At 62.6% G+C, this 24,551-nt stretch carries 20 protein-coding genes; 9 read left to right on the forward strand and 11 right to left on the reverse strand.

Features of this window, described 5'->3' with window-relative positions:
* Positions 1-285: 285 nt before the first annotated feature.
* A complete protein-coding gene (locus tag ACF8RA_RS00615) occupies positions 286-969 on the reverse strand; it encodes a hypothetical protein (RefSeq protein WP_176683101.1) in 684 nt (227 codons plus the stop codon).
* Positions 970-1,111: 142 nt separating this feature from the next.
* On the opposite strand from ACF8RA_RS00615, the gene ACF8RA_RS00620 reads away from it, so the two are divergent.
* The 7 genes from ACF8RA_RS00620 to yccS all read left to right on the forward strand — a co-directional run bounded on the left by ACF8RA_RS00620 (position 1,112) and on the right by yccS (position 12,376).
* Positions 1,112-2,914, forward strand: coding sequence for an acyl-CoA dehydrogenase (locus ACF8RA_RS00620; RefSeq protein WP_392461412.1), 1,803 nt, complete (start codon positions 1,112-1,114; stop codon positions 2,912-2,914).
* 31 nt (positions 2,915-2,945) lie between these two features.
* The gene (locus tag ACF8RA_RS00625; protein ID WP_392487975.1) at positions 2,946-4,388 is read left to right on the forward strand and encodes a TldD/PmbA family protein; all 1,443 of its coding nucleotides are present in this window, start codon (positions 2,946-2,948) and stop codon (positions 4,386-4,388) included.
* A complete protein-coding gene (locus ACF8RA_RS00630) occupies positions 4,388-5,707 on the forward strand; it encodes a TldD/PmbA family protein (protein WP_176683098.1) in 1,320 nt (439 codons plus the stop codon). Before ACF8RA_RS00625 ends, ACF8RA_RS00630 begins: the two co-directional genes overlap by 1 nt.
* Before the next feature lie 93 nt (positions 5,708-5,800).
* A complete protein-coding gene (gene mdtD / locus ACF8RA_RS00635; RefSeq protein ID WP_176683097.1) occupies positions 5,801-7,228 on the forward strand; it encodes a multidrug transporter subunit MdtD in 1,428 nt (475 codons plus the stop codon).
* A 112-nt stretch (positions 7,229-7,340) separates the two neighbouring features.
* Positions 7,341-8,678, forward strand: a complete 1,338-nt coding sequence (gene dbpA, locus ACF8RA_RS00640) for an ATP-dependent RNA helicase DbpA (protein WP_245355303.1) — start codon at positions 7,341-7,343, stop codon at positions 8,676-8,678.
* 121 nt (positions 8,679-8,799) lie between these two features.
* The gene (locus ACF8RA_RS00645) at positions 8,800-9,981 is read left to right on the forward strand and encodes an NAD(P)/FAD-dependent oxidoreductase (RefSeq protein ID WP_176683095.1); all 1,182 of its coding nucleotides are present in this window, start codon (positions 8,800-8,802) and stop codon (positions 9,979-9,981) included.
* A gap of 211 nt (positions 9,982-10,192) precedes the next feature.
* On the forward strand, positions 10,193-12,376 hold the full coding sequence (gene yccS, locus ACF8RA_RS00650; protein WP_176683094.1) for a YccS family putative transporter: 2,184 nt from the start codon (positions 10,193-10,195) through the stop codon (positions 12,374-12,376).
* A gap of 30 nt (positions 12,377-12,406) precedes the next feature.
* On the opposite strand, the gene ACF8RA_RS00655 is transcribed toward yccS, so the two are convergent.
* Positions 12,407-13,144 (reverse strand): ABC transporter substrate-binding protein, encoded by a 738-nt coding sequence (locus ACF8RA_RS00655; protein ID WP_176683093.1) that lies wholly within the window; start codon positions 13,142-13,144, stop codon positions 12,407-12,409.
* Positions 13,145-13,297: 153 nt separating this feature from the next.
* On the opposite strand from ACF8RA_RS00655, the gene ACF8RA_RS00660 reads away from it, so the two are divergent.
* Entirely contained in the window at positions 13,298-13,750 is a 453-nt protein-coding gene (locus ACF8RA_RS00660; RefSeq protein ID WP_176683092.1) for a GNAT family N-acetyltransferase, read from the forward strand.
* A gap of 57 nt (positions 13,751-13,807) precedes the next feature.
* On the opposite strand, the gene ACF8RA_RS00665 is transcribed toward ACF8RA_RS00660, so the two are convergent.
* The 9 genes from ACF8RA_RS00665 to tkt all read right to left on the reverse strand — a co-directional run bounded on the left by ACF8RA_RS00665 (position 13,808) and on the right by tkt (position 23,289).
* Positions 13,808-14,104, reverse strand: coding sequence for a helix-turn-helix domain-containing protein (locus ACF8RA_RS00665; RefSeq protein WP_003249396.1), 297 nt, complete (start codon positions 14,102-14,104; stop codon positions 13,808-13,810).
* Positions 14,105-14,116: 12 nt separating this feature from the next.
* Positions 14,117-14,617, reverse strand: a complete 501-nt coding sequence (locus ACF8RA_RS00670; RefSeq protein ID WP_176683255.1) for a M48 family metallopeptidase — start codon at positions 14,615-14,617, stop codon at positions 14,117-14,119.
* A gap of 39 nt (positions 14,618-14,656) precedes the next feature.
* Positions 14,657-16,783, reverse strand: a complete 2,127-nt coding sequence (locus tag ACF8RA_RS00675) for a putative bifunctional diguanylate cyclase/phosphodiesterase (RefSeq protein WP_392461418.1) — start codon at positions 16,781-16,783, stop codon at positions 14,657-14,659.
* A 212-nt stretch (positions 16,784-16,995) separates the two neighbouring features.
* Positions 16,996-18,060 (reverse strand): class II fructose-bisphosphate aldolase, encoded by a 1,065-nt coding sequence (gene fba, locus ACF8RA_RS00680; RefSeq protein ID WP_392518678.1) that lies wholly within the window; start codon positions 18,058-18,060, stop codon positions 16,996-16,998.
* 100 nt (positions 18,061-18,160) lie between these two features.
* Positions 18,161-18,490 carry an MliC family protein gene (locus tag ACF8RA_RS00685; protein WP_176683089.1) on the reverse strand — a complete coding sequence of 110 codons (330 nt, stop codon included), beginning with the start codon at positions 18,488-18,490 and terminating at the stop codon, positions 18,161-18,163.
* Positions 18,491-18,650: 160 nt separating this feature from the next.
* Positions 18,651-18,902 (reverse strand): hypothetical protein, encoded by a 252-nt coding sequence (locus ACF8RA_RS00690; protein ID WP_392461420.1) that lies wholly within the window; start codon positions 18,900-18,902, stop codon positions 18,651-18,653.
* Complete coding sequence (locus tag ACF8RA_RS00695; RefSeq protein ID WP_176683087.1) at positions 18,902-20,065, reverse strand: phosphoglycerate kinase; 1,164 nt, start codon at positions 20,063-20,065, stop codon at positions 18,902-18,904. The genes ACF8RA_RS00690 and ACF8RA_RS00695 overlap by 1 nt, the downstream gene beginning before the upstream one ends.
* Before the next feature lie 12 nt (positions 20,066-20,077).
* Positions 20,078-21,139: an erythrose-4-phosphate dehydrogenase gene (gene epd, locus ACF8RA_RS00700; protein WP_012274524.1), complete on the reverse strand. Its 1,062-nt coding sequence runs from the start codon at positions 21,137-21,139 to the stop codon at positions 20,078-20,080.
* 152 nt (positions 21,140-21,291) lie between these two features.
* A complete protein-coding gene (gene tkt, locus ACF8RA_RS00705) occupies positions 21,292-23,289 on the reverse strand; it encodes a transketolase (RefSeq protein WP_176683086.1) in 1,998 nt (665 codons plus the stop codon).
* A gap of 251 nt (positions 23,290-23,540) precedes the next feature.
* Between tkt and ACF8RA_RS00710 the strand changes: the two genes are divergently transcribed.
* Positions 23,541-24,533 carry a metalloregulator ArsR/SmtB family transcription factor gene (locus ACF8RA_RS00710; RefSeq protein WP_176683085.1) on the forward strand — a complete coding sequence of 331 codons (993 nt, stop codon included), beginning with the start codon at positions 23,541-23,543 and terminating at the stop codon, positions 24,531-24,533.
* The last annotated feature ends 18 nt before the right edge of the window (positions 24,534-24,551 follow it).

The following is a 24,551-nucleotide window of genomic DNA, read 5'->3' on the forward strand; positions in this document are numbered from 1 at the left end:
AAGGGCCGGCCCTGCTGGCCAATCTCCACCCGCCGTTCACCGTTGCCGCCGCTACCGTATTCGCGGGTAAACCCGCTCCTACCACGGTGGTGGACACACACCGGGGGTTGGACACAGGCCGCTGTAGGAGCGGGTTTACCCGCGAAAGGGCCAGTCCAGACATATCAAAAAACTTTGCAGCAGGCTTCTACCCCAGCATCGAATTGTCTTCACGGAAAGTGGAAGCGCGGGGCGGATCGGGGACTGTCCGGAGCTCCACTCATACAGAGCTCCGGCCAAAATTGCTCAAACCATTCGTGAAAGCACAATCAAAGCAAACAGCTGCGCTGCCATGAGCGCAATACCCAGCAGCATCCAAAGCCAATTGGCCAGCGTGAACCGGCTGTTGGCCTTCCCTTCTTTGTCACCCGCACAGAAATTGATGCCCTTCTGCATGGACACCAGAATGATCAGCCAAGCGGCCTGAATGACTAAGCCCGCAAAATAGGCTGGCCACAACTGGCCTTCCAACACGACGCTAGCAACCACCCAGATAACGCAAAAAACGTAATAGCCCAGAGTGAGCCCCAGGATGGACCACGGATAGGTTTTACCTGAGTCGCGAATATGGTTATTTGCCCTTCTCAATAATGGATAGATGAAGAACACTGCAAAAGCACTTCGCCAGAACGGACTTACGCGCTCTCCCGTTTTCTCTCTATGCAGACTCCAACTTTGATAGAAGCAATAAACCCAGTAGAAGCCCAAGGTAAAGAAAGTCATTACGCCAAATTTCATGGGTGAGACTACGAAGAAGGGAACCTGATTGCCGTTGGCCTCAGCCAAGTCAGCGTTGTGGGCATCACTCATCTGAAACGTTTCCTTGTGAACACCAAAACGCACATTCAAGGCCAACTGACATACGATCCGCAGCAGTCCAATTACGATCTGGCTCGTGGGAAACGTCTCTGTATTGTCCCGGACAGGCATTACACGACCTGATCTGGCGTTGGTTTCACCAAAAAACGGCAGGTTTCCCGGCGTTCTCAACCCATATCACGCAAACCTATTAACCTGTCCCCAGTCCTAACACACTCCTACACTCGCAGCATCCCGCCTCAGGACCGCCACCATGCCCGAGACCTTGCTCAGCCCCCGCAACCTCGCCTTCGCGCTCTACGAAGTCCTCGACGCCGAAGCCCTCACTCAGCGCCCGCGCTTCGCCGAGCACAGCCGTGAAACCTTCGATGCGGCGCTGACCACCGCGCGTACCATCGCCGAAAAGTATTTCGCCCCGCACAACCGCAAGGCCGACGAAAACGAACCACGCTATGTGGACGGCCGCGCCGAGCTGATTCCCGAGGTGAAGCCCGCCGTCGATGCCTTCCTCGAAGCCGGCTTCCTCAATGCCAACCGTGATTTCGAAGTGGGTGGCATGCAGCTGCCCAGCCTGATCTCGCAAGCCTGCTTCGCACACTTCCAGGCCGCCAACGCGGGCACCACGGCCTACCCATTCCTGACCATGGGCGCGGCCAACCTGATCGAGAGCTTCGGCTCCGATGAACAGAAACGTCTGTTCCTGCAACCGATGATCGAAGGCCGCTATTTCGGCACCATGGCGCTGACCGAACCCCACGCCGGCTCTTCGCTGGCCGACATCCGCACCCGCGCCGAACCAGCCGGCGACGGCAGCTACCGGCTCAAAGGCAACAAGATATTCATTTCCGGCGGCGACCACGAACTGTCGGAAAACATCGTGCACATGGTGCTGGCCAAGCTTCCGGACGCCCCGCCCGGCGTTAAGGGCATCTCGCTGTTCATCGTGCCCAAGTACCACGTCAACCCGGACGGCAGCCGCGGCCCGCGCAACGATGTGCTGCTGGCCGGACTGTTCCACAAGATGGGCTGGCGCGGCACCACCTCGACCGCGCTGAACTTCGGCGACAATGGCCAGTGCGTCGGCTATCTGGTCGGCCAGCCACACCAAGGCCTGGCCTGCATGTTCCAGATGATGAACGAGGCGCGGATAGGCGTAGGCATGGGCGCGGTGATGCTGGGTTACGCCGGCTACCTCTACTCCCTGGAATACGCTCGCCAGCGGCCGCAGGGCCGGCTGCCGGACAACAAGGACCCACACAGCCCGGCGGTACCGATCATCGAGCACACGGATGTAAAACGTATGCTGCTGGCCCAGAAAGCTTACGTCGAAGGCGCCTTTGACCTTGGCCTGTACGCCGCGCGCCTGTTCGACGACACCCATACGGCCGCGGACGAAAACGCCCGCAAACTGGCGCAAGACCTGCTCGACCTACTGACCCCGATCGTCAAATCCTGGCCCTCGGCGTTCTGCCTCAAGGCCAACGAACTGGCGATCCAGATTCTTGGCGGCCATGGCTACACCCGCGAATACCCGGTTGAGCAGTACTACCGCGACAACCGCCTGAACCCGATCCACGAAGGTACCGAGGGTATCCAGTCGCTCGATTTGCTCGGCCGCAAGCTGGCACAGCACAATGGTGCCGGCCTCAAGCAACTGATCCGCCTGATCGCCGCCACCGGCGAGCGCGCCAGCCATCACCCCAACCTGGACCTGCTGCGCCAGCCGCTGGAGCAGTTGGTCAACCGCCTGCAAGGCGTCACCCTGGCCCTGCTCGGCGACCTGGCCCAAGGCAAAGTCGCTGGCGCCCTGGCCAACTCTGCCTTGTACCTCAAGGCCTTCGGCCACTGCGTGATCGGCTGGCGCTGGCTGGAGCAGGCGGTTCACGCCGAGCTTGGCCTGCTCAAGGGAACCGCTGCTGATCGCGACTTCTACCTTGGCAAGCTGCAAGCCGCACGTTATTTCCTGACCTGGGAAGTACCGGGCTGCCATAATGACCTGGCATTGCTCGAGGCACACGACGATACCTGCCTCGGCATGCAAGACGGGTGGTTCTAGGGGGAGCCACCGTGTACACGGAGGCATCCGCATGTTCGATTCCAGCGCCCTGCTGCGCCAGCGCTTTGCCGCGCTGCGCAGTACGGCCGAGTTGTTTTCCCTGCGCCATGTAAAACAGTCACACCAGGCGCTTTCGGTTCGCCGCAACGTCGCCGAACCACCCTTCTTCAGCCAGGATGAGGGCGCCATGCTCACCGTGCGGGTCAATGGCGTGGAGGCCTATGCTGCCACCGCCGACCTGTCCCAGGCTGGCCTGCAGCGCGCCCTTGAGCAAGCCGAGGCGCTGGCGCAGCAGATCGGCCGGCACAGCCTGCTGGACCTGCGCGAACAACCGGTGACCAGCGCACGCCACGACCATGTTTCGCCCAACTTCGACCAACCCTTGCCCAGCCTCGCCGACTGCCTTGGCCTGCTCGCCGCCGAATCGGCCAGCGTGCCCAGGGACAGCCGCCTGGTGGACTGGCAGGCCAGCCTGGGGCTGAGCCTGGTCGAGCAAACCTACCTCAACTCGGCCGGCGCCGAGCTGCGCCATGCCCAGCGCTTCCTGTTCCCGGGCCTTGGCGTAACGGCCAGCGATGGCCAGGACAGCCAGAGCCGCACCCTGGGCCGCGACAACTTCGGCCAGCAGGGTGGTTTCGAGATCATCGAGCGCTGTGGGCTGATCGGCGCGGCCAGCAGGGTGGCCGATGAAGCGCTGCAACTGCTGCTGGCACCGAACACCCCCAGCGGCCCACGCGACCTGCTATTGATGCCGGACCAGATGATGCTGCAGATTCACGAATCCATCGGCCACCCGCTGGAGATGGACCGCATTCTCGGCGACGAGCGCAACTACGCCGGCACCAGTTTTGTCAAAGCCAGCGACTTCGGCCATCTGCAGTACGGCTCCAGCTTGCTGAACGTGACCTTCGACCCGACCATTGGCGAAGAGCTGGCCAGCTACAGTCATGACGACGACGGCACCCCGGCCAGCAAAGCGTTCCTGATACGCGACGGCCTGCTGCTGCGCCCGCTGGGTGGCGCGCTGTCTCAGTTCCGTTCTGGCCTGGACGGCGTGGCCAACAGCCGCGCCTGCGGCTGGAACCGGGCACCGATCGACCGCATGGCCAACCTCAACATCGAGCCGGGCGACCAGTCTTTCGAGCAGCTGATCGGAGGCATCGAGCATGGCATCCTGATGCGTACCAATCGTTCCTGGTCCATCGACGATGCGCGCAACAAGTTCCAGTTCGGCTGCGAATGGGGCCAGTTGATCGAGAACGGCCAGCTCAAGGGCATCGTCAAGAACCCCAACTACCGTGGTATCTCCGCGCAGTTCTGGCGCAACCTGTCGGCGGTCGGCGACCGCAGTACCTTCCAGGTGCTGGGCACGCCCAACTGCGGCAAGGGCGAACCCAACCAGGTGGTGCGCGTGGGCCACGCCTCACCGGCCTGCGTGTTCCGCCAGATCGATGTATTCGGAGGAGACGCCTGATGAAGCACGCTTTCGAAAACCTGGTAGGGGACGTGCACGCCGCCCTTCAGGCTGGCGAGCAGTTCACCCTCGGCTACAGTGCCGAGCAATCGCAGTTCGTGCGTTTCAACCATGCCAAGGTGCGCCAGGCCGGCGAAGTCAGCCAGGCCTGTGCGCAACTGCGACTGGTGCGCGATGGGCGCCAGGCGGAACAACAGGTGACCTTGAGTGGCGACGCACAACTGGATCGCCAGCGTCTGAACGTTGCGCTCGAGCAGTTGCGCCAGACCTTGCCGCTGCTTGCCCTCGACCCTTACCTGCGCCTGGACGAAAATGCCTGGCACAGCCATAGCCTGCAGGAACACCCCCTGCCCGCACTGAACGAAGTACTGCCCCTGCTCGAGCGTGAAGCAGGCGACCTGGACCTGGTCGGCATTTATGCCGCAGGCCCGGTCTGCCGTGGCTTCGCCAGCTCGTTCGGCGCCTTCGGCTGGCACCAGGCCAACAGTTTCAACGTCGACTGGAGCCTGTTCCACGATAATGGCCAGGCGGTGAAGGCCAACTATGCCGGCCAGGTCTGGAGTGCCGACGACTTCACCGCACGCCTGCGCCAAGCACGAGAGCAGTTGGGCTTCCTCGATCGCCCGGCAGTTACCCTCAAGCCCGGCACCTACCGTGCCTACCTGGCACCCGCGGCCATGGACGAAATCGCCGGCATGCTGTGCTGGGGCGGCTTTTCCGCGCAAGCCCTGGCCACTGGAAACAGTGCCCTGCAGCGCCTGTACAATGGCGATGCTCGGCTTAGCCCGCTGGTGAGTTTTACCGAGCAGGTCAGCGGCTCGCTTAGCCCGGCATTTTCCGATGAAGGTGCACCGCGCCTGGATGTGCCGCTGATCCAGCAAGGTGAAGCCCGGCAGCGGTTGATCAGTGCGCGCAGCGCGGCCGAGTTCGAGCTGCAGGCCAATGGCGCCGACGGCTACGAATCGCCCTGTGCGCTCAGCCTGGCGCCGGGCAATCTGGCCAGTGCGCAGATCCTTGAGCGTCTAGGCACCGGGCTGTACATCAGCAACCTGTGGTACCTGAACTACTCGGACCTGCCAGCGGCGCGCATGACCGGGCTGACCCGCTTCGCCACTTTCTGGGTAGAAGACGGGCAGATCCAGGGGCCGGTGAGCACCATGCGCTTCGATGACAGCCTGTACAGCTTGCTGGGTAGCCAGTTGGAGGACCTGACCCAGGAGCGCGAGATGATTCTGTCGACCAGTACTTATGGACAGCGCAGTACCGGGTCGAGTCATTTGCCCGGGGCACTGGTCAAAGGCCTGACCCTGACATTGTGACTGGACTTGCCGGCCCTTTCGCGGCTAAAGCCGCTCGTAAACCTTGTAGCGGCTTTAGCCGCGAAAGGGCCGGCACTGACAAACGAGGACGTCATGCCCGAACGCACCCCGCTGGACCCCGTCACTGCCCGCTGGATCCCTTGGGTGGTGGCCATCGCTTTCTTCATGCAGTCCCTGGACGGCACCATCCTCAACACTGCGCTGCCGGCCATGGCCCGCTCGTTGGCCGAAGACCCTTTGCGCATGCAGGGTGTGATCATTGCCTACATGCTCACCGTGGCCCTGCTGATCCCTGCCTCAGGCTGGATCGCCGACCGTTTCGGCACCAAGCGCATCTTCTTCAGCGCCATCTTGCTGTTCAGCTTTGGCTCGCTGCTGTGCGCCGCAGCCAACAGCCTTGGCTTCCTGATCTTCGCCCGCGTAGTGCAGGGCCTGGGTGGTGCGCTGATGCTGCCGGTCGGGCGGCTGGTGGTGCTGCGCGCCTACCCACGCAGCGAGCTGGTGCGGATCATGAGTTTCATCACCATCCCCGGTCTGCTCGGGCCATTGCTGGGCCCAACGGTCGGTGGCTGGCTGGTGGAAATCCTCAGCTGGCACTGGATCTTCCTGCTCAACCTGCCAGTCGGCCTGCTTGGCTGCATTGCCGTGTGGAAGTTCATCCCGGACTTGCGCGGTGCCGAGCGCACCACCTTCGACGGCCCTGGTTTCCTGCTGTTCGGCGCAGCGATGGTACTGATCACCATTGCCATGGAAGGCCTGGGCGAGCTGCACCTGCCGCACTTGCGGGTAATGTTGCTGCTGTTCGCCGGCATGGCCTGCCTGGCCGCGTACTGGCTGCGAGCCGGGCGCGACCCGGAGCCACTGTTCTCGCCCAGCCTGTTCCGCGTGCGCACCTTCGCCATCGGCATCCTCGGCAACCTGTTCGCCCGCCTGGGCAGCGGCGCTCTGCCCTTTCTGGTGCCGTTGCTGCTGCAGGTCGCACTGGGCTACTCACCCGCTCAGGCAGGCATGAGCATGATCCCGCTGGCGGTGGCGGCCATGCTGGCCAAGTCCATTGCCCGGCCGCTGATCGAACGGTTCGGATATCGCATCATTCTCACCGGTAATACCTTGCTGCTGGGCATCCTGCTGGCAAGCCTGGGCCTGGTGGACGAGCAGACCCCTTATTGGCTGCTGTTGGTGCAACTCGGCCTACTGGGCGCAGTGAATTCCATGCAGTTCACTGCGATGAACACAGTGACGCTCATCGATCTCGACGATGCCAGCGCCAGCAGCGGTAACAGCCTGCTGTCGGTGGTCGCGCAACTGTCGCTGAGCCTGGGCGTGGCTTGCGCCGGCGCACTGTTGGGCGGCTTTACTGCGGCAGGCAGCGCCGAGGGCGTGGAAACCACCCTGGGCGCGTTCCAGCTGACCTTCGTCACCATCGGTGTAATGGCCATGCTGGCGGCGGCGATCTTCCTGCAACTGGCGCCGACGGACGGAAGGCGTGCCCGTCGTCCGGAACAACACATGGAATCGTAGGGCGAATGGCCACGAGGCTGGTAGACTGTGCGGCATTTTTCGCTTCGCAACGCAGGCCCGCCTCGTGACCACCGAATCCACCGCCTTTGCCACCTTGCCGCTGTCCACTGCCATGCTGGCCAACCTGGACGCCCTCGGCTATGCGTCGATGACGCCTATCCAGGCCCAGAGCCTGCCTGTCATCCTCAAAGGCCAGGACCTGATCGCCCAGGCCAAGACCGGTAGCGGCAAGACCGCCGCCTTCGGCATCGGCCTGCTCAACCCGATCAACCCGCGCTACTTCGGCTGCCAGGCGTTGGTGCTCTGCCCTACCCGCGAGCTCGCCGACCAGGTGGCCAAGGAGCTGCGCCGCCTGGCCCGTGCCGAGGACAACATCAAGATCCTGACCCTGTGCGGCGGCGTTTCGCTGGGCCCACAGATCGCTTCGCTGGAGCACGGCGCGCACATCATCGTCGGCACCCCAGGGCGCATCCAGCAGCACCTGGACAAAGGCACCCTTGTACTGGACGGGTTGAACACCCTGGTACTGGACGAAGCCGACCGCATGCTCGACATGGGCTTCTTCGACGCCATCGCCAGCATCATCGGCAAGACTCCGTCGCGCCGCCAGACCCTGCTGTTCTCGGCCACCTACCCGGCCGGCATCAAGCAACTGGCCGCCGATTTCATGCGCAACCCGCAGCAGGTCAAGGTCGAGAGCCTGCACACTGACAACCAGATCGAGCAGCGTTTCATCGAGATTGACCCGCAGCAACGCCTGGAAGCCGTCACCCGAGTGCTCGGCCACTACCGCCCGCAGTCGTGCGTAGCGTTCTGTTTCACCAAGCAGCAATGCGAGGACGTGGTTGCCCACCTGACCGCCAAGGGCATCGTCGCCCAGGCCCTGCACGGCGACCTGGAGCAGCGCGACCGTGACCAGGTGCTGACCATGTTCGCCAACCGCAGCAGCTCGGTGCTGGTGGCTACCGACGTGGCCGCCCGCGGCCTGGACATCGATGGCCTGGACATGGTCATCAACGTGGAGCTGGCGCGTGATGCGGAAATCCACGTGCACCGCGTGGGCCGTACCGGCCGCGCCGGCGAGAAAGGCGTCGCGGTCAGCCTGGTGGCACCAGCCGAAGGCCACCGCGCCCAGGCCATCGAAGCGCTGCAAAAGAGCCCGCTGCGCTGGGACCAGCTGGACAGCCTGAAAAACAAGGGCGGCGAGCCCCTGCTACCGGTGATGACCACACTGTGCATTGCCGCTGGCCGCAAGGACAAGCTGCGCCCTGGCGACATCCTGGGGGCCTTGACCGGTGATGCCGGCATTCCGGGCAAGCAGGTGGGCAAGATTGCCATCTTCGACTTCCAGGCGTTTGTGGCCGTGGAGCGGGCGTTGGCCAAGCAGGCCATGCAGCGGCTGAACAGCGGCAAGATCAAGGGCCGCGCCCTGAAAGTCCGCATTATCTAAAGCCAGGCAAATCCCTTGTAGGAGCGGGTTTACCCGCGAATGCGGCAGTGAATGCACCATCGCATTCGCGGGTGAACCCGCTCCCACAGGGCTCAGCATTTCAAATCTGAAGGTTCATACCGTGCACTCCACCGACGTGATCATCCTTGGCGCCGGCGCCGCCGGCCTGATGTGCGCCCAGCTCAGCGCCCGTCGTGGCCGCCGGGTGCTGCTGCTCGACCACGCCAACAAGCCAGGCAAGAAGATCCTCATGTCCGGCGGCGGGCGCTGCAACTTCACCAACCTGTACACTGAGCCGGCCAACTTCCTCTCGCACAATGCGCACTTCTGCAAGTCGGCGCTGGCTCGCTACACCCAATGGGATTTCATCGAGCTGGTCTGCAAGCATGGCGTGGCCTACCACGAGAAGAAGCTCGGGCAACTGTTCTGCGACAACAAGGCCAGCGACATCCTCGACATGCTGCTGGCCGAGTGCGACGAGGCCGGTGCCGAGATCCGCATGCACACCCGTATCGAACAGATCGAAAAGACCGAAAGCGGCTACCTGTTGCAGACCAGCGGCGGCCAGTTCGCCTGCCAGTCGCTGGTCATCGCCACCGGCGGCCTTTCGATCCCTACCCTGGGCGCCACCGGTTTCGGCTACCAGGTGGCCCGCCAGTTCGGCCACACCTTGCTGCCAACCCGCGCCGGGCTCGTGCCATTCACCATCACCGAGCCCCAACTCAAGGCGATGTGCACCGAATTATCCGGCACCTCGCTGGACTGCACCGCCAGTTGCAATGGCACCAGCTTCCGCGAAAACCTGCTGTTCACGCACCGCGGCCTGAGCGGCCCGGCGATCCTGCAGATCTCGTCGTTCTGGGAAGCCGGTGACACAGTCGAGATCAACCTGTTGCCCGACCGCGATGCGCTTTCCTGGCTGCAACAGATGCAGGCCGAACGCGCCAACGCAGAACTGAAGACCGTGCTGGGCGAAGTGTTCACCCGCAAGCTGGCCAACCTGCTGGCCGAGCAGTGGTTCGAGTCGAAACCGATGAAGCAGTACACTCCGGCAGAACTGGCGCAAATCGCCGAAACGCTGGCGAACTGGCAAGTTGTGCCGGCCGGCACCGAAGGCTACCGCACCGCCGAAGTGACCCTGGGCGGCGTGGATACCCGCGAGGTGTCGTCCAAGACCATGGAATCGCTGAAAAGCCCCGGTTTGTACTTCATCGGTGAAGTGCTGGATGTCACCGGCCACCTGGGCGGTTTCAACTTCCAGTGGGCCTGGGCATCGGCGAACGCCGCAGCGCAGTTCGTGTAGGGTAGAATCCTTTCAGCAGCACGGAACGCTTCTTGCTGGCCCGTGCCTGGAGCCGTTATTGGGGCCGCTTCGCGCCCCTTCGCGGGCACGCCCGCTCCCACAGGGTTCTTTGTAGAACGTGTGGGAGCGGGCGTGCCCGCGAAGGGACGCGAAGCGGCCCCAATAACCGGCCCTGAAAGGTATTCTTCTGATCACCGCCTGGCAGGCCATCATGTCATCGAGCTCGTTCCGTCAGTCACTGCGTCGCCTGTGGGGCCAAGACAAGTTCAGCTACAGCATCCGGGTCACCATTGCCCTCACCGGCAGCCTGGCCCTGTGCTGGTACCAGAACGAGATGGCCCTGCTGATTCCCCTGTTCCTCGGCATCATCGCCAGCGCCCTGGCCGAAACCGACGACAGCTGGCAGGGCCGCCTCAGCGCCCTGGCCGTTACCCTGGTGTGTTTCGCCATCGCTGCACTGGCGGTCGAATTGCTGTTCCCCTACCCATGGATCTTCGTCATTGCCCTGGCCCTGGCCGCCTTTGGCCTGACCATGCTCGGGGCGCTGGGCGAGCGCTACGGCGCTATCGCTTCGGCCACCTTGATCACTGCGGTCTACACCATGATCGGCGTGGACCAGCGCGGCGGCCAGGTCACCGACTTCTGGCACGAACCGCTGCTGCTGGTGGCAGGTGCGGCCTGGTACGGGCTGTTGTCGGTACTATGGCAGGCGCTGTTTTCCAACCAGCCGGTACAACAGAGCCTGGCCAAACTGTTCTTCGAGCTGGGCAGCTACCTCAAGCTCAAGGCCAGCCTGTTCGAACCGATCCGCACGCTCGACGTCGAGGCCCGGCGCCTGGAACTGGCCCAGCAGAACGGCAAGGTGGTGGCAGCGCTGAACGCCGCCAAGGAGATCATCCTGCACCGGGTGGGCAACAGCCAGCCAAACTCGAAGGTGAGCCGCTACCTCAAGCTGTACTTCCTGGCCCAGGACATCCACGAGCGTGTCAGTGCCTCGCACTACCCCTACAACGCACTGACCGAGGCGTTTTTCCACAGCGACGTCATGTTCCGCTGCCAGCGCCTGTTGCGTAAGCAGGGTTCATCTTGCCAGGAACTGGCCCGCTCGATCCGCCTGCGCCAACCGTTCGTGCTGGCCAGCGGTTATCCAGAAGCCCTCGAGGACCTCAACGCCTCGCTGGAGCACCTGCGCATCCAGAGCAACCCGGCCTGGCGCGGCCTGCTGCGGTCGCTGCGGGCGCTGGCTGCCAACCTGGCAACGCTGGACCGCCTGCTCAGTGCCGCCAGCAACCCGGACAGCCTGGCCGATGCCAGCGACAGCAGCCTGCTCGACCGCTCGCCACGCTCGCTGAAGGACGTGTGGACGCGCCTGCGCACTCAGCTCACACCGACCTCGCTGTTGTTCCGCCATGCCTTGCGCCTGCCGCTGGCACTGTCGATCGGCTATGGCATGGTGCACCTGATTCACCCGACCCAGGGCTACTGGATCATCCTCACCACGCTGTTCGTGTGCCAGCCCAACTACGGCGCCACCAGGCGCAAGCTGGTGCAGCGGATCTTCGGCACTGCCGTTGGCCTGACAGTGGGCTGGGCCTTGTTCGACCTCTTCCCCAACCCGGTCATCCAGTCGTTGTTCGCCGTGGTTGCCGGGGTGGTGTTCTTCGTCAACCGCACCACCCGCTACACCCTGGCCACTGCCGCGATCACCCTGATGGTGCTGTTCTGCTTCAACCAGATCGGCGATGGCTACGGCCTGTTCCTGCCACGCCTGTTCGATACCTTGGTGGGCAGCCTGATTGCCATCCTCGCGGTGTTCCTGTTCCTGCCTGACTGGCAGGGCCGACGGCTGAACAAGGCGCTGGCCAATACCCTGGCCTGCGCCAGCGTGTACCTGCGCCAGATCATGCAGCAGTATGCCCACGGCAAGCGCGACGACCTGGCCTACCGCCTGGCCCGGCGCAATGCCCACAACGCTGATGCGGCGCTGTCCACCACCTTGGCCAACATGCTGATGGAGCCGGGGCATTTCCGTAAGGAGGCCGACGTTGGCTTTCGCTTCCTGGTGCTGTCGCACACCTTGCTCAGCTACCTCTCGGGGTTAGGCGCGCACCGCGACACGGCTCTGCCGGCGGAGGTGCAGGAGCAATTGATCGAAGGCGCCGGGCAAAGCCTGGCCAGCAGCCTGGACGAGATTGCCAACGGCCTGGCCGCACGGCTGCCGGTGGCGATTCACAGTGATACCGAAGAGGCGCTGGCCAATGCCCTGGAGCAGATGCCGGAAGATCTGGATGAGCATCAGCGGTTGGTGCAGACGCAATTGGCGTTGATATGCCGGCAGTTGGGGCCATTGCGGACCCTGGCGGCACACCTGATCAAGGAAGGTGCCCCGGCCTGATAGTTTTATCGCCTGTGCTGGCCGCAGCGCTCAAAAACCATACTGACGCAGCAGCCGGGCATAGCTGCCATCCGCCTTCATCGCCGCTATCGCCTGCTCGAAGCGCTCGACGATCCGCTTATGCTCCGGGTGCTTCAGGCTGACCAGTATATGCAGGGTGTTCTCCCCCAGCGGCGGGTCCACCAGCACCACCCCATCACGCACTTCCTGCGGCTCACGCTGCAGGTTGTAGCGGGCCACGTACTCGTCTTCCACCGCCAGGCTTACCCGCCCAGCCGCCAACATGCGTACCGCAGAAGAAAAGTTGCGCACCGGCACTTTGTGCAAACCGGGATCCCCGTCGAATTCCGGTGAATAGGCGTAATCACGCACTACCGCAATGCTGTAGGCATAAAGGTCAGACAGACGCTTGTAGCTAAACGCCTCGCCCTTACGTTGCAGCAGGCGAATACGATTACTCAGGTAGGCGCTGGAGAATTGCCCTATATTGGTGCGCGAGTCGTTGTACCAGGCATTGATCAGCACGTCATAGCGCCCTTCACCTACCCCCAGTAACGCCCGCGCCCACGGCACCTCTTCATAACCGCTGGCGTAGCCGGCACGGGCCAGTGCCGTGGTAACGATGCTGGTCGCAAGGCCGCCGCCCGGCATCCTGGCATCGGTGAACGGTGGCCAGTTGTCAGCCACCAGGCGTAGCTTGTCGCGACTCAGGGCGGGTGTTGCCAGCATCGTTGCCAGTAATCCCAGAACACAAAGCAGTGGCCGCATGCTCACGTCCTTTCGCAATGGAGGGCAACACTGGCAGTGAGATTACACAAAGCTGTTGCCGAGGGCAGCGGCCAATAGTGTCATTTAGCCTCTATTTTGGCCGAAGCACATGCAGCATGCGATGATCGAGACCCATCCAAGGAGTTCGCGCCAATGTCAATCGCCTGGCTGTGCAAGCACCACACTGACCTCGGCAAAGAGCAGCTCTACGCCATTCTGCAGTTACGCACTGAAGTATTCGTGGTGGAGCAGCGCCATGCCTACCAGGAAGTCGATGGTCAGGACCTGACTGGCGATACCTTGCATCTCATGGCCTGGCACAAAGACAAGCTGGTAGCCTACCTGCGCCTGCTGGATCCGCAGTCACAAGGTGGGGATGTGGTGATGGGGCGATTGGTGACATCACCGCAGGCGCGAACTTTGAAGCTTGAAGAAAGCTTGCTGCTCAAGGGGTTGGAGGCAGCGGACCATTGTTGGCCTGGGGTGCCGGTTTATCTGTCGGCTCAGGCGCATTTGCAGGATTTTTATGCCCGCCATGGGTTTGCGGTGGTGAGCGGGGAGTCTCTGGTGGACGGCATCGTGTCTATCGGAATGCGCAAGGGTTGAGTCAACCGCGTGGGAGCGGGTTTGCCCGCGAAGCTGACACCGCGCAGGCTTTTCAGATCAGGGGTAGCCCAGTACTTCGCGGATCTGCCGCAGGTGACGGATGATCCACTGCTTGTCGATCGCCCCCCAGTCATGAATGCGGTAATGCCCGGCGTGGTTGCGTGCGCCTTCCTGCTGTTCGAACTCGCAGACGATGTCCAGGTCGGCCAGCGCGGCGATAGTGTCCTGGGCTGTCCGGCGGGGCATGCCAGTGGCCTCCATCAGGGCGGGCACGCTGGTCGCCGTCTGGCTGTCGATCAGCCAGGCCACGTACAGCCGGCGGTAGAAGCTGCTCTTGGTCTTGCTTACTTCCATGCTGCTTGTTCCTTAGAGGTTGCCCGGCAGCTCCCGGTAGGTCAGGTAGACGCGCAGGTCAAATTCCAGTTGGTGATAGTCCGGCTCCATGTGCTGGCAGAGCTGGTAGAACGCCTTGTTGTGATCTCGCTCGCGCAGGTGCGCCAACTCGTGCACAACGATCATGCGCAAGAACTGTGGCGCGGCTTCCTTGAACAGTGAGGCAATACGGATTTCCTTCTTCGCCTTGAGCTTGCCGCCCTGCACCCGCGATACCGCCGTGTTCAAGCCCAGGGCCCGATGCGTCAGGTCGAGGCGACTGTCGAACAGCACCTTGTCCAGGTTTGGCGCACTTCGCAGGTACTGTTGGCGCAGATCCTGGGCATAGCCATACAGCGCCTTGTCGTTTTGCACGTCATGGCGGTCAGGGTAACGGCGCTGCAGGTATTCACCCAGGCGGTCGCTGTCGATCATCTGCCGCACCTGCTGCTGCAGGTGCGGGGGGTAGGCTTGCAAGTAACGTAGTACGGTCATGGCGCTGTATTCGGCGTAACGAATACCGATTCTAGCCAATCACGGCCCTGGCCAGGAGAAAATTGCCGGGAAGCCGCTGGCGTCAGCAGCAGTCATCGGATAAGCCACCAGGAAACCCTGAACGTATTCGCAACCATTGGCCTTGAGCCAGGCTGCCTGCGCCGGGGTCTCCACGCCCTCGGCGATCACCGTTATACGGTAGTCGGCGCACAGGCCGATCACGCTGCGAGCCAACGCAGCATCTACCGCCGAATCGGGCAGGCGTGCAACCAGATGACGATCGAGCTTGAGGGTATCGATAGGCAGGTCGCGCAGCATGCGCAACGAACAGTCACCCGCTCCGAAGTCATCCAGGGCCACCCTCACGCCCAGCTCACGCAAGCGGTGTATCTGTTTGACGGCCGCATCGATGTTGTACATCAGCGAGGTTTCCGCCACTTCCACTTCCAACTGCGTCGGGACAAGCTGGTAGAGCTGGATGACCCGTTGCAGTTCTTCGACCAGGCCAGGCATGACGAACTGCGCGCGGCTCAGGCTGATGCCAAGCACGAGGTCCGGCGGAAACCGGTCGTACCAGGCCTGCCGCTGCGCGGCCCCTTGGCGGTAGATCCAGCTGGCCAGGCGGTTGATCAGCCGCGCTTCTTCCAGCAACGGGATGAACAGCCCCGGCGGTACATCGCCAACGCTGGGGTGCTGCCAGCGCAGCAAGGCCTCGAAACCACGCAGGCGACCATCGTGGAAAGCTACCTGTGGCTGGTACACCAAGGTAAAGTCCTGCTGCTCGATGGCCGCGCGCACGCTGTCTTCGAGCATCAACCGCGAGCGTGCCCGCCCATTGAGCTCCTGGTCGTAGAAGCGGTATTGCTGACGCCCAGCTTGCTTGGCTGCGTACATCGCTGTATCGGCCGAACGCAGCAGGCCTTCGACATTGGCGCCGCAGTCCGGGTAGGTGGCAATGCCGATGCTGACCCCAAGGCAGACATCGAGCCCATCTACCTCATGGCTGATGGAAACACGCTCGAGCAACCGTTCGGCATAACGCCCGGCCTGCTCCGGGTAGGGCAAGCTGTCGAACAGTGCGGTGAACTCATCGCCGCCCATACGCGCCAGCAAGGCCTCACTGCCCAGGCAGTCCTTGAGTTGCTCGGCGACCCAGCGTAACACCCGGTCGCCCGCGTCGTGGCCGAGCGAGTCGTTGATGCGCTTGAAGCCATCCAGGTCCATGTACATCAGCGCCTGCGCCTTGGCCGAGCGCTCGTTGCGTAACAGAGCACCTTCAGCAGCCTGGTAGAAACCCCGGCGGTTGAGCAGACCGGTGAGCGGGTCAGTAATGGCCTGGTATTCCAGCTGCTGGTGCAAGTTACGCACCACCGACATGTCCAGCACGGTCACCACCATCGCCTGCTGGTCGGCCGGCAACGGCGCACAGGACAGCGCCACCGGTACAGATTCACCCCCTTGGGTACGCAGTTGGGCATCGTGTACGCGGAAGATCTGCCGCCCCTGATAGGCCTTGTAGAAGTCCGACTCGCGCCATAGGCTGGCACTGGCCAGATGCACAACGTCAAGCAATTGGGTGCCCTGCAGTTGTTGCACCGGCGCCCCCAGCAAACGGGAAATGGCCGGATTGGCAAAACTGATAATGCCATTGGCATCAACCACCAGAATGCCTTCAGCGGAATTTTCCAGGATGGACGCATTGAATGCCCTGGCCGCCTCCAGCTCGCGACTCAGCTGCTGCAGCATGCGCCGGTTGCGCTGCTGTTCGAGAAGAGCCTGAACCTTGGGCTTGAGGATTTGCGGGTCGAACGGTTTGAACATGTAGTCCACGGCGCCGCTGGCGTAGCCTTTGAGCACGGCCGCTTCGGACTGTTCGTTGGCGGTGAGGAAAATGATCGGGGTCAGTCGGGTACGCTGATTGCCGCGCATCAGCCGTGCGACTTCAAAGCCGTCCATTTCCGGCATCTGTACATCCATCAACACCAGGTCGACTTCGTACTCCAGCAATGCGCTCAAGGCTTCTATCCCAGAGCTTGCCGTCAATACTTGCCAATCCTGCCGGGCCAGCAAGGCCCGCATGCTGATGAGGTTCTCGGGGTAGTCGTCTACCACCAGAAGAACTGAGCTGCCATCCAGTGGCTGCTGTTTAGGGTGAGCGCCATCCATGCTGCTTCTCTGTTATGTGACCGACTTCAAAATACGGTTGGATCCATTAGTACTCTAGACCTGAGGCAGCAACACGCAATGCAATCAGAACGCTATCAATGGCCAAACTGTACGGTAGCCGACTAACGGTCGGTCTGCCTGATTTATGTCCACGTATCCATCGCCCATAAAAAAACCCGCATCGCTGCGGGTTTTTCAGGGTTACCAGTCGATCAGTTGACCTTGGCGGCCAGCTCACCTTTCAGGTAGCGCTGGAACATACCGTCCAGGGAGATCGGCTTGATCTTCGAGGCATTGCCAGCGGTGCCGAAGGCTTCGTAACGGGCGATGCACACGTCACGCATGGCCTTGATGGTTTCACCGAAGAACTTGCGCGGGTCGAACTCGCTCGGGTTCTGCGCCATCAGGCGACGCATGGCACCGGTGGACGCCAGACGCAGGTCGGTATCGATGTTGACCTTGCGCACGCCGTGCTTGATGCCTTCAACGATTTCTTCGACCGGTACACCGTAGGTTTCTTTGATGTCGCCGCCGTACTGGTTGATGATCGCCAGCCACTCTTGCGGTACCGAGGACGAACCGTGCATCACCAGGTGGGTGTTGGGAATGCGCTTGTGGATTTCCTTGATGCGATCGATGGCCAGCACGTCACCGGTTGGTGGCTTGGTGAACTTGTAGGCACCGTGGCTGGTACCGATGGCGATCGCCAGGGCGTCGACCTGGGTCTTCTTGACGAAGTCGGCGGCTTCTTCCGGGTCGGTCAGCATCTGGCTGTGATCCAGCACGCCTTCGGCGCCGATCCCGTCTTCTTCACCGGCCATGCCGGTTTCCAGCGAACCCAGGCAGCCCAGCTCGCCTTCAACCGAAACGCCGCAAGCGTGAGCCATGGCAACGGTCTGCTGGGTAACGCGGACGTTGTACTCGTAGTCGGTCGGGGTCTTGCCGTCTTCACCCAGCGAACCGTCCATCATGACCGAGCTGAAGCCCAGCTGGATCGAGCGCTGGCAGACGTCAGGGCTGGTACCGTGGTCCTGGTGCATGCACACCGGGATGTGCGGGAACTCTTCGATGGCAGCCAGGATCAGGTGGCGCAGGAATGGCGCACCAGCGTATTTGCGGGCACCGGCCGAAGCCTGGACGATCACGGGGGAGTCGGTCTTGTCGGCCGCTTCCATGATGGCGCGCATCTGCTCGAGGTTGTTGACGTTGAAAGCTGGAACGCCATAGCCGAACTCGGCGGCGTGGTCCAGCATCTGGCGCATGCTAATGAGTGCCATTGTGTATCTCTCTCCCGACAAGCGTCGTTTGTTTCGTGCAAGCCTGCCGCAGGGGCGGTTGCTGTTCAAGTAGTGTGGGCCACCCTTGCGGCCCGGCCAGTCACGGTGCCTTGCAGCCCCGCCCAATCAGATCGTTGGTTGCCACCCAGTACACCAGGCCTTCTTCGCCCTTGGTGTGGAAGGCCAGCATGCCATCGCTGTACAGCGCGCCTGAGGCACCCGGTTCAGCCTTGAGCCGGTAGACCTGGTCGCCGCCGCCAAGGCGCACGTCAACCTGTTCGCGTTGCACATCGGCAAAGCGCCAAAGCACCTCAGCCTGGGTGTCGCAGACCCAACGGGTCCAGTTGTCTGCCGGGGCGGGTTGCGCCGGCTGCAGCAGTGAGCATCCTGCCAGTGTCGCCAGGGCCGTCACGGCCAAAAGCGCTTTCATTCAGTTTCCTCGATTTGGGGCTGCTGTGCAGCCCTTCGCGGGCTCGCCCGCTCCCACAGGTACAGTTCGGTCTCTGTGGGAGCGGGCGAGCCCGCGAAGGGCCGCACAGCGGCCCCTTCTTCAAGACCACAAATCAACGTTCAGGTTGCCTATTACCCGATCAAGGGCAACCCGGCGCCTTGCGCTGGTGGTCTTCGTCGTACTTTTCCAGGCCTTCCGGGCCCACGCGCTTGCCGATGACCGGCACGGTCTCGGCCTGCCATTCGGACTGGTAGCAACCGCCCTTGTGCGATCGCGCCGGGTCGGCATCCGAGGCCGGGCTGCCCGCGCAAGCGCTCAGCAGACCGGCCAGCATCATCACAGACAATTGCTTGACCACCAGGCCACTCCCTTTGCCAAGCGCCGACGTCATCAGGCCTTGGCCCGCTCTTCCAGGATTGCCACAGCTGGCAGGACCTTGCCCTCGACGAACTCGAGGAAGGCGCCACCACCGGTAGAAATGTAGGAGATTTCCTTGCTGACGCCATATTTGTCGATGGCTGCCAGGGTGTCACCGCCACCGGCAATGGAGAACGCAGCGCTCTCGGCGATCGCCTTGGCCAGTACCTTGGTGCCGTTGCCGAACTGATCGAATTCGAACACGCCCACCGGACCGTTCCACAGAATGGTTTTCGACGACTTCAGCAACTCGGCGAAGTTGGCTGCGGTTTGCGGGCCGATGTCCAGGATCATGTCGTCGGCAGCTACGTCGGCAATGGCTTTGACCGTAGCTTCAGCGCTCTCGGCGAACTCTTTGGCAACCACCACGTCGACTGGCAGCGGCACGCTGACCTTGGCGGCAATGGCCTTGGCGGTGTCGACCAGGTCAGGCTCGTACAGCGACTTGCCCACCGGGTGGCCAGCAGCGGCCAGGAAGGTGTTGGCAATACCGCCACCAACGATCAACTGGTCGCAAACACTGCTCAGGCTGTTCAGCACGTCCAGCTTGGTGGAAACCTTGGAGCCGGCAACGATGGCCGCCATTGGCTTGGCCGGAGCCTTGAGAGCCTTGCCCAAGGCATCCAGCTCGGCTGCCAGCAGCGGGCCGGCAGCGGCAACCTTGGCGAACTTGGCGACGCCATGGGTCGAGCCTTCGGCGCGGTGTGCAGTGCCGAAAGCGTCCATGACGAATACGTCACACAGGGCAGCGTACTTCTGCGCCAGCTCGTCGGCGTTTTTCTTCTCGCCCTTGTTGAAGCGCACATTCTCGAACAGCACCAGTTCACCGGCCTGTACCGCGACACCGTCCAGATAGTCGGCAACCAGCGGCACGTCACGGCCCAAGGCCTTGCTCAGGTAATCGGCGACCGGCTTGAGGCTGTTCTCGGCAGAGAATTCGCCTTCGGTCGGGCGGCCCAGGTGCGAGCAGACCATTACCGCTGCACCCTTCTCCAGGGCCAGCTTGATGGTCGGCAGCGCTGCCAGGATACGTGCGTCGCTGGCTACCACACCGTCCTTCACAGGCACGTTGAGGTCTTCGCGGATCAGTACGCGCTTACCTTGCAGGTCGAGGTCGGTCATCTTCAACACGGTCATGAATGCAGTCCTTCAGGGCTGTTTGTTGCGGGTTGGGTGAACGACGTGCAGAAAGTGTTCGGCAACGTCGAGCATACGGTTGGCAAAACCCCATTCGTTGTCGAACCAGGCCAGCAGGTTTACCAGGCGGGGGCCGGAAACACGCGTCTGGCTGGCATCGACGATCGCCGAATGCGGGTCATGGTTGAAATCACAGCTGGCGTGCGGCAGCTCGGTGTAGGCCAGCAAGCCTTTGAGCGGGCCTTCCAGCGCGGCCTCGCGCAGCACTCGGTTGACTTCGGCCGCACTGGTGTCGCGGGCGGTCTGCAGGGTGATGTCCAGGCACGAGACGTTGACGGTCGGTACACGTACCGCTTTGGCCTGGATTCGCCCGGCAAGTTCCGGAAGCAGGCGCTCGATACCACGCGCCAGGCCGGTGGACACGGGGATCACCGACTGGAAGGCCGAACGCGTGCGGCGCAGGTCTTCGTGGTGGTAGGCATCGATCACCGGCTGGTCGTTCATCGCCGAGTGGATGGTGGTGATCTGCACGTATTCGATGCCGAACGCCTGGTCCAGCACACGCAGCAGCGGCACGCCGCAGTTGGTGGTGCACGAGGCGTTGGACACCAGGCGCTCGCTGCCGGTAAGGCAGGCCTGGTTGATGCCGTAGACCACCGTCGCGTCAACGTCGGCCTCGCTGGCCATGGGCTGCGAGAACAGCACCCTTGGCGCACCGGCGTCGAGGAAACGCTGGCCATCGGCACGGGTGTTATAGGCACCGGAACACTCCAGCACCAGGTCGATGCCCAGCGCAGCCCAGTCGATGCCTTCGGGGGTGGCACTGCGCATTACCTTCACGCAGTCGCCATTGATGTGCAGACAGTCGCCGTCGACCTTGACCTCGCCGGGGAAACGCCCGTGGGTGGAGTCGAAGCGTGTCAGGTATTCCAGGCTGGCCTGATCGGCCAGATCGTTCAGCGCTACGATCTCGAAGCCGGCCTTTGCCCCCCGCTCGAACAGCGCGCGCAGGACACAGCGGCCGATACGGCCATAACCGTTGAGTGCAACTTTGTAGGGACGCAGGTGGGGCATTCGGGGCTCACGAGACAGTTCAATTGTCGTCAGCCTGCGGAGTTTGCGGTGTGGCATTTGCGGGCAAGCCCGCTCCCACAGGGTTTCATGCAACCTCTGTGGGAGCGGGCTTGCCCGCGAATAGAAGGCGACACCGCCCGCAGATCTTTAAATCAGTCTTCCAGCAGCTCTTCGGCAGTACCGAGGATGTTCTCCAGGGTGAAGCCAAACTCTTCGAACAGTGCCGAAGCCGGCGCCGACTCACCGTAAGTGGTCATGCCGATGATACGACCTTCCAGGCCAACGTACTTGTACCAGAAGTCGGCGTGGGCAGCTTCGATGGCGATGCGCGCACCGACTTCCAGCGGCAGCACGGACTGCTTGTAGGCAGCGTCCTGGGCATCGAACACGCTGGTGCACGGCATGGAAACCACGCGCACCTTGCGGCCTTGCTCGGTCAGCTTGTCGAAGGCCTGAACAGCCAGGCCCACTTCGGAACCGGTGGCGATCAGGATCAGTTCGGGCTCACCGGCGCAGTCCTTGAGCACATAGCCACCGCGGCTGATGTCAGCGATCTGCTGGGCATCGCGGTCCTGGTGCTGCAGGTTCTGGCGCGAGAAGATCAGCGCCGATGGGCCGTCCTTGCGCTCCAGGGCGTTTTTCCAGGACACGGCGGATTCCACCGCGTCGGCTGGGCGCCAAGTATCCAGGTTTGGCGTGCTGCGCAGGCTGGTCAGCTGCTCGATCGGCTGGTGCGTCGGGCCGTCTTCGCCCAGACCGATGGAGTCATGGGTGTACACGTGGATCACGCGCTGCTTCATCAGGGCCGACATGCGCACGGCGTTGCGGGCGTATTCCATGAACATCAGGAAGGTCGCGCCGTAAGGCACCAGGCCACCGTGCAGGGCAACGCCGTTCATGATGGCGGTCATGCCGAACTCGCGCACGCCGTAGAACACGTAGTTGCCGCTGGCGTCATTGGCTTCGACGCCCTTGCAACCTTTCCACAGGGTCAGGTTGGAGCCGGCCAGGTCCGCCGAACCACCGAGGAACTCCGGCAGCAGCGGGCCAAAGGCGTTCAGGGCGTTCTGGCTGGCCTTGCGGCTGGCGATGGTTTCGCCTTTGGCAGCCACTTCGTTGATGTAGGCTTGGGCCTTTTCGCTGAAGTCGGCCGGCAGCTCGCCGCTGTCACGGCGCTTGAACTCGGCAGCCAGCTCCGGGTAGGCCTTGGCGTAGGCCTCGAAGCGCTGGTTCCACTCGGCTTCGGCCTTGGCGCCAGCGGCCTTGGCATCCCACTCGGCATAAATGTCGGCAGGGATTTCGAACGGGCCGTGGTTCCAGTTCAGTTCTTTACGGGCCAAGGCGATTTCGTCGTTGCCCAGCGGTGCACCGTGGCAATCTTCCTTGCCCTGCTTGTTCGGCGAGCCAAAACCAATGATGGTCTTGCAGCAGATCAGGGTCGGGCGATCGCTCTTGCGGGCGGTCTCGATGGCCATCTTGATTTCTTCGGCGTCATGGCCGTCGACGTTGCGGATCACCTGCCAGTTGTAGGCTTCGAAGCGCGCCGGGGTGTTGTCGGTGAACCAGCCGTGCACTTCGCCGTCGATGGAGATGCCATTGTCATCGTAGAAGGCGATCAGCTTGTTCAGGCCCAGGGTGCCGGCCAGCGAGGCGACTTCATGGGAGATGCCTTCCATCATGCAGCCGTCGCCGAGGAACACATAGGTGTTGTGGTCGACGATATTGTGGCCGTCACGGTTGAACTGGGCAGCCAGCACTTTTTCGGCCAGGGCGAAGCCCACGGCGTTGGCGATACCTTGGCCGAGCGGACCGGTGGTGGTCTCGACGCCTGGGGTGTAGCCGTATTCCGGATGGCCCGGGGTGCGGCTGTGCAGTTGGCGGAAACCTTTGATGTCATCGATGGTGACGTCGTAGCCGGTCAGGTGCAGCAGCGAGTAGATCAGCATCGAACCGTGGCCGTTGGACAGTACGAAGCGGTCACGGTCGGCGAAACTCGGGTTGCTCGGGTTGTGCTTCAGGTAGTCGCGCCAAAGCACTTCGGCGATATCCGCCATGCCCATGGGGGCACCTGGGTGGCCGCTGTTGGCCTTTTGCACGGCATCCATGCTGAGGGCACGAATGGCGTTGGCACGTTCACGACGGCTGGGCATCGCTGATCTCCTAGGGGGCTTGAATAGGTGGTGTCACGAAAAAGGCGGCCATTTTCGCCCACTGGGGGCGCTTGGGGCAAACATTTAAGCGCCAAGCGCAAGCTTTAAGCTGCAAGTGAAGAAACAGAGCGCGACTCGGAGCGCTCCAAAGCGTGTAGCTTGAAGCTTTCGGCTTGCAGCTCATCGCCAATATCAAAACTTTTTGATATTGGCCTTGCTAGGGCATCGATGCCTGTCTAGACTGCCGCCCCATGAATCTGCGTGCGCAATCGATCCCCGAGCAACGCGAAACATTGGCTGCCCTGTGCAAAGCCAGTGGCGATGCGTTGCGCCTGAACGTATTGCGCGCCCTGGCCAACGACTCGTTCGGCGTGCTGGAACTGGCGCAGATCTTCGACATCGGCCAGTCGGGCATGAGCCACCACCTTAAGGTGCTGGCCCAGGCCGACCTTGTGGCAACCCGCCGCGAAGGCAACGCCATCTTCTACCGCCGTGCCCTGCCCGATGGCCTGCGCCTGGGTGGCCGGCTGCATGCAGCGCTGCTCGAAGAAGTCGACGAGTTGGCCCTGCCGCCCGATGTGCAGGCGCGCATCGCCCAGGTGCAGCAGCGCCGGGCGGCTACCAGCCAGGACTTCTTCCTGCGCGTTGAAGAGAAGTTCCGTGCCCAGCAAGACCTGATCGCCGGCCTTCCGCAGTACCGCGAAAGCCTGCTGGCGCTGCTCGACAAACTGCATTTCGACCCGGCTGCCAGCGCGCTGGAAGTCGGGCCCGGCGACGGTGGCTTCCTGCCCGACCTGGCCCGGCGCTTTGCCCAGGTCACCGCCCTGGACAACAGCCCTACCATGCTCGAACTTGCACGTCAGGTGTGCCAGCGCGAAGGGCTCGACAACGTGAACCTGCAGTTGGCCGATGCACTGGGTGCAACGGATGTGGCCGCCGACTGCGTTGTGCTGAACATGGTGCTGCACCATTTCAGCGACCCGGCCCTGGCCTTGCGCCAGCTGGCCAAACGGGTAAAGGCAGGCGGCAGCCTGCTGGTCACCGAACTGTGCAGCCATGACCAGGGGTGGGCGCGCGAAGCCTGCGGCGACCTCTGGCTGGGCTTCGAACAGGACGACCTGGCGCGCTGGGCCAACGCTGCCGGGCTGGTCCATGCGGACAGCCTGTACGTGGGCTTGCGTAACGGTTTCCAGATCCAGGTCCGCCATTTTCAGCGGACGGCTGGCGACATACACCATCGGTAAATTTCAGGAACCTTCGAG

This window comes from Pseudomonas sp. FYR_5, from assembly GCF_043106315.1.
GTDB lineage: Bacteria > Pseudomonadota > Gammaproteobacteria > Pseudomonadales > Pseudomonadaceae > Aquipseudomonas > Aquipseudomonas putida_Y.

Bases quoted from the DNA above. Each gene is read 5' to 3' on its own strand.
- ACF8RA_RS00615 (WP_176683101.1), bottom strand. From the start codon at position 969: ATGCCTGTCCGGGACAATACAGAGACGTTTCCCACGAGCCAGATCGTA.
- ACF8RA_RS00620 (WP_392461412.1), top strand. From the start codon at position 1,112: ATGCCCGAGACCTTGCTCAGCCCCCGCAACCTCGCCTTCGCGCTCTAC.
- ACF8RA_RS00625 (WP_392487975.1), top strand. From the start codon at position 2,946: ATGTTCGATTCCAGCGCCCTGCTGCGCCAGCGCTTTGCCGCGCTGCGC.
- ACF8RA_RS00630 (WP_176683098.1), top strand. From the start codon at position 4,388: ATGAAGCACGCTTTCGAAAACCTGGTAGGGGACGTGCACGCCGCCCTT.
- mdtD (WP_176683097.1), top strand. From the start codon at position 5,801: ATGCCCGAACGCACCCCGCTGGACCCCGTCACTGCCCGCTGGATCCCT.
- dbpA (WP_245355303.1), top strand. From the start codon at position 7,341: ATGCTGGCCAACCTGGACGCCCTCGGCTATGCGTCGATGACGCCTATC.
- yccS (WP_176683094.1), top strand. From the start codon at position 10,193: ATGTCATCGAGCTCGTTCCGTCAGTCACTGCGTCGCCTGTGGGGCCAA.
- ACF8RA_RS00655 (WP_176683093.1), bottom strand. From the start codon at position 13,144: ATGCGGCCACTGCTTTGTGTTCTGGGATTACTGGCAACGATGCTGGCA.
- ACF8RA_RS00660 (WP_176683092.1), top strand. From the start codon at position 13,298: ATGTCAATCGCCTGGCTGTGCAAGCACCACACTGACCTCGGCAAAGAG.
- ACF8RA_RS00665 (WP_003249396.1), bottom strand. From the start codon at position 14,104: ATGGAAGTAAGCAAGACCAAGAGCAGCTTCTACCGCCGGCTGTACGTG.
- ACF8RA_RS00670 (WP_176683255.1), bottom strand. From the start codon at position 14,617: ATGACCGTACTACGTTACTTGCAAGCCTACCCCCCGCACCTGCAGCAG.
- ACF8RA_RS00675 (WP_392461418.1), bottom strand. From the start codon at position 16,783: ATGGATGGCGCTCACCCTAAACAGCAGCCACTGGATGGCAGCTCAGTT.
- fba (WP_392518678.1), bottom strand. From the start codon at position 18,060: ATGGCACTCATTAGCATGCGCCAGATGCTGGACCACGCCGCCGAGTTC.
- ACF8RA_RS00685 (WP_176683089.1), bottom strand. From the start codon at position 18,490: ATGAAAGCGCTTTTGGCCGTGACGGCCCTGGCGACACTGGCAGGATGC.
- ACF8RA_RS00690 (WP_392461420.1), bottom strand. From the start codon at position 18,902: ATGACGTCGGCGCTTGGCAAAGGGAGTGGCCTGGTGGTCAAGCAATTG.
- ACF8RA_RS00695 (WP_176683087.1), bottom strand. From the start codon at position 20,065: ATGACCGTGTTGAAGATGACCGACCTCGACCTGCAAGGTAAGCGCGTA.
- epd (WP_012274524.1), bottom strand. From the start codon at position 21,139: ATGCCCCACCTGCGTCCCTACAAAGTTGCACTCAACGGTTATGGCCGT.
- tkt (WP_176683086.1), bottom strand. From the start codon at position 23,289: ATGCCCAGCCGTCGTGAACGTGCCAACGCCATTCGTGCCCTCAGCATG.
- ACF8RA_RS00710 (WP_176683085.1), top strand. From the start codon at position 23,541: ATGAATCTGCGTGCGCAATCGATCCCCGAGCAACGCGAAACATTGGCT.